This is a genomic window from Rhizobium sp. KNZ2-6A (assembly GCF_056755475.1).
Map to the genome: position 1 here is coordinate 1 of NZ_JBNDIC010000111.1, position 3,841 is coordinate 3,841.

6 protein-coding genes are annotated in these 3,841 nt (G+C 56.4%); 4 read left to right on the forward strand and 2 right to left on the reverse strand.

Annotated elements, in window-relative coordinates; all coding sequences use genetic code 11:
- Window positions 1-907 precede the first annotated feature (907 nt).
- The 3 genes from ACPYOP_RS32595 to ACPYOP_RS32605 all read left to right on the forward strand — a co-directional run bounded on the left by ACPYOP_RS32595 (window position 908) and on the right by ACPYOP_RS32605 (window position 1,913).
- Complete coding sequence (locus ACPYOP_RS32595; RefSeq protein ID WP_481414328.1) at window positions 908-1,294, forward strand: hypothetical protein; 387 nt, start codon at window positions 908-910, stop codon at window positions 1,292-1,294.
- Between the two features lie 96 nt (window positions 1,295-1,390).
- Window positions 1,391-1,666 carry a BrnT family toxin gene (locus tag ACPYOP_RS32600; RefSeq protein WP_481414329.1) on the forward strand — a complete coding sequence of 92 codons (276 nt, stop codon included), beginning with the start codon at window positions 1,391-1,393 and terminating at the stop codon, window positions 1,664-1,666.
- Complete coding sequence (locus ACPYOP_RS32605; RefSeq protein WP_481414330.1) at window positions 1,635-1,913, forward strand: helix-turn-helix domain-containing protein; 279 nt, start codon at window positions 1,635-1,637, stop codon at window positions 1,911-1,913. Before ACPYOP_RS32600 ends, ACPYOP_RS32605 begins: the two co-directional genes overlap by 32 nt.
- A 76-nt stretch (window positions 1,914-1,989) precedes the next feature.
- Here the strand turns inward: ACPYOP_RS32605 and ACPYOP_RS32610 are convergent, their stop codons facing one another.
- Window positions 1,990-2,604: a LysE family translocator gene (locus tag ACPYOP_RS32610; RefSeq protein ID WP_481414331.1), complete on the reverse strand. Its 615-nt coding sequence runs from the start codon at window positions 2,602-2,604 to the stop codon at window positions 1,990-1,992.
- The gene (locus tag ACPYOP_RS32615; RefSeq protein WP_481414332.1) at window positions 2,604-3,056 is read right to left on the reverse strand and encodes an Lrp/AsnC family transcriptional regulator; all 453 of its coding nucleotides are present in this window, start codon (window positions 3,054-3,056) and stop codon (window positions 2,604-2,606) included. Before ACPYOP_RS32615 ends, ACPYOP_RS32610 begins: the two co-directional genes overlap by 1 nt.
- Window positions 3,057-3,435: 379 nt before the next feature.
- On the opposite strand from ACPYOP_RS32615, the gene ACPYOP_RS32620 reads away from it, so the two are divergent.
- Window positions 3,436-3,810 carry a hypothetical protein gene (locus tag ACPYOP_RS32620; RefSeq protein ID WP_481414333.1) on the forward strand — a complete coding sequence of 125 codons (375 nt, stop codon included), beginning with the start codon at window positions 3,436-3,438 and terminating at the stop codon, window positions 3,808-3,810.
- The last annotated feature ends 31 nt before the right edge of the window (window positions 3,811-3,841 follow it).

Consider the following 3,841-nt stretch of genomic DNA (forward strand, 5'->3'; position numbering starts at 1 on the left):
CCACTCTGAGTATTGGAGCACTATACGGATCGGCCGGACGACCTGCCTGTAGCGGCCCGATAACAGCGTGCGGGACCCGAATTAATTGAGAATAGGCCCAGTCGGCCCGAGGCTGCGATTTCTGCCAACTTGACGAACAAATGCAGAATATGAATGTTCTTCGTTGGTGATAGCGCCTTTGTGTTGCAAAACTCAGACGCAAAATCCAAACATTAATCGGGAGTTTGGCGACACCTTGCTGTGCTCTCCGTGGCGACTAATGTATTCGTGCAGGCCTGCGCCAGAATTTGGACGACCGATGCGAGAAGATTTGATTGGCGAACTTCAGGCTCGAACCGAATCACTTTGGGCCAGAGCGGGCCTCGGTAAATGTGCAAGGATTTCGAGGCAACGTCAGGATGACGGCTCTGCGCATGTCGAAATCGTAGCCGGGAAGTACGATATTGTCGCTACAGAACGAGGGCGCGAGTTCGAGCGGATAGCTGGACTTTCCCTTGCGGAGGCCGCAAGATGGTTTCTTTTCCATATGGCAGAAGGCCACGCTCTAGCAGAAGAATTGCGAAACCGACGTCCGCCGAAGGATGCTCCGCCACTCCCAAATGGTCTTGAAGATAGCGGATACTCTCGCTGGAACTGGATGGCTCCGACAATCGATACGATGTATCGTATCTCTCCCGATCTCGGTGACTGGGCGCGTCGGGAATATGCACGGGTGCTCCGTACTGCGCCTCTGGAAGAACACGAAAAACGAAATGCCCTCCGGCCCTTATCGTCAGCAGTCGAATGACTGGTAAGCGTTCAATCCTGTTGTCGCGGAAATCCTGACTTCTGACGCTGAAAGAGGATTTTTGAGAACGGCCGAGCCAACTTGAACCTAAGAAAACGATAAGCTGATCAAGGAAGCCTAGTGAAGATACCCCTCCTTCCAGCCGCCTTCATATTTTTATCTGTTTCGGGCCTACCGGCGGTGCCCCAGACCACCGCCTCGGATTCTCGCGGGAGCGAATTGGATCCTAGCCTCGCGGCGATAGACAACGCAGCGAGAGCCTTTGCGGCTGCGGAAAACGCGAACAAGGGCACTACGTGGAAGGTGCTGGGGGCTAATCAGAAAGTGTTCGTACCGAGATGTGCGACCGCGCTGACGGCCAGTTGGGCGTCAAAACAATATGGGTTTTCCTTACCTACTGTCCTGATCCATTGCTCGAAAACGATCGATGGCCCATGGCGCAACGATAAAGAATTTCAGAGCTGGACCGTCAACGTTCCGGTCAGGCAAACAGCGAAGAGCAACTGAGGGGCTCCCTCAGTTCTCTAAATTCCTACAGCCCGCGACAGTTCACAAGCGAATAGGGCTTGCGGTCTATACGGAAATCCCGTATAGTCATACCCTATGACGCAAGACAGGTTCGACCCCGCCAAGGATGCGGCCAACCGCGAGAAACACAAGCTGCCGCTGGCCTTTGGCGACCGGATTTTCGAAGACGACGACCACTTGGTTATCCCTTCCATCCGCGAGATCGACGGCGAGGAGCGGTTCAAGGTGGTCGGGATCGTCGGGGAGAAGCTGTTCACCGGAATTTTCGTTTGGCGGGGCGAGCTGCCCCGCTTCATATCGGTGAGAAGGAGCAACAAGGGTGAAGAAAGAGCATATCACGCTGCCTGCTGACCCGGCCGACGCCGAAGATTTCGACGTGACGGCCGAAGCGCTGGACCGGGGCCAGCGCGCCCGCCTGATCCGCAGGACGAGGACCGGGCTTGGCCTGTCGCAGTCCGAGTTCGCCAGCCGCTTCCGGGTTCCCGTTGGCACGCTGCGCGATTGGGAGCAGGCGCGGGCGACCGCGCCTGATTTCGCCATCGCGTATGTACGGGTGATCGGCCGGCATCCGGACATGGTGGCGAAGGCCGTCGCGTAGCTGACGTTGTCTGCATGGCGCGCGTTTTGGGACATTTGCGACGAATTGGCTATGAGCGCCAGAGATACCGTTGGCGTCAGATGATGGCAGAACCCGCCGCCCATAGACCAAATGCAATCAGCAACGCGCCAGACAGGCGAGAGACCCACACTGCAAAGGTTTCCGGCAGGCGATGCCGGGCCAGCGCAACGCCGCCGCTGAGGATGCACCACCAAAGCATCGACCCGACGAAAACGCCGGAGACCACCAAAATGGCATCAATTGCTCCAGTCCCCGACGCAAGCCCGAGGCCGGCAAAAATTGCGGCGAAAGACAAGATCGTCATGGGGTTGGTGATCGTCAGTACGAATGTCGCCGCCGTGGTGCCGAGCAGGTCGCGCGTGGAAACCTTTGCTGCCATCCGGGGTGGGCTTGGCGTCATGCTTCGCCAGCCGAGCCACAGCATGAAACCGCCGCCGACCAGCCGAAGCGGGGTGTCAATCATGCCTAGGACATTCGAGAACGCAGCGAAGCCGAAGGCGGCAAGGGCCGCGTAGACGGCATCGGCCAGCCCCGTGCCGAGCCCTCCGGCCACACCTGCAACAAAGCCTCGTTCCAATGTGCGGTTGATGCAAAGCGCCCCGATCGGCCCGAGCGGGGCCGCGATTGCCAGCCCGAGGAACAGGCTTTTGACGAACAGCACAGGCTCCATCAGCGGGCATCCTTTTGTACGAACGCGCCAGAAACCGGAGAAGAAAGAGCGATCACCGTTTCGCTGCGGCCTAGAAACTTTTGCGTCTTCAGATCGGCTAAAAAACCTTCGATCTCCGGTGTCGCACCGACCCGAAGCTTGATGAGATAGGACCAGCCGCCCGTGACATGATGGCATTCGAGGATCGCTGAATTCATCTCGACATAGCGATGAAAGGCCGTTTCGTCGGCATCCTCACGCAAAGCGATCCAGACGAAGACAAGGGTTTCTAACCCCATAGCAGTAGGGTCAAGCTCCACCGTGAAACGACGAATGGCACCTGAGGCAGTCAGACGACGAATGCGCTCGTTCACACTCGACGGCGACAGGTCAACGCTCCCACCGATATCGGCTAGAGAGCGTCGGGCATCCGAAGACAGGAGGGCGATGATTTTGCGGTCAATTTCATCCATATCCGCAAAATATGCGGCCCAAGCGCAAAATCAAGAAAAATATCTTCTTAAGTTCAGAAGCACTTTCGATCCATGCGGAGCAGACACCGTTTCTCCGCATATTTTCCGGACAGGCATGGGATGTGAAGGAAGCTCAGCCATTCGTCGCGCAAATCCTGATTTTCCGACCTGGATTGAAGGTAGGCTGAAATTGTTCGGCAATTCTCATCGCAAATGTCTCACGCAAAAGTCTGGCGACTGGAGGGGACTTTTGCGACACTCTTGCCGTCATGTCGCTTTTGGGTGCACCCTACAGAGATAGTTGAATGTGATGCTTCCGATGCGTCACAAAAGGGTCGGTTTTCTTATTTTCTGACAGATGGTCGCCAAAACCATCCTAATGTTACAGTTTCTTCGTTTGTTCTCCGAGTTGGCCGAAATCGCAGTCTCGGGCCGACTGGGCCGAATACGAGGAGGGTATTTTCCGGCTGCCGTTGCGATTGGTAAAACGATTGTCTTTTCAGGGCGATACGACATCGTCCAAACTGAACAGGGCACGATCGGCGGCCCGCGTGAGCGAACCGTCCATCATCCGCCGGAAATCTGCCTCGTCCCATTCGCCATTGGCAACCCGTTGCAAAACGGCTTCACCGACCAGCCGAAGTTTCCGGTCGCGATCCGCGCGGCTTTCCTTGTTGGGGTGGCGAGGGAATCTCTGCAGGATTGTACGCTAGAGCGGGATGAATTTAAGCCCGTTCATAGCCAGCGTTTATGAAGTAGTTTGAGCATTCTTGTGGCGCAATGGT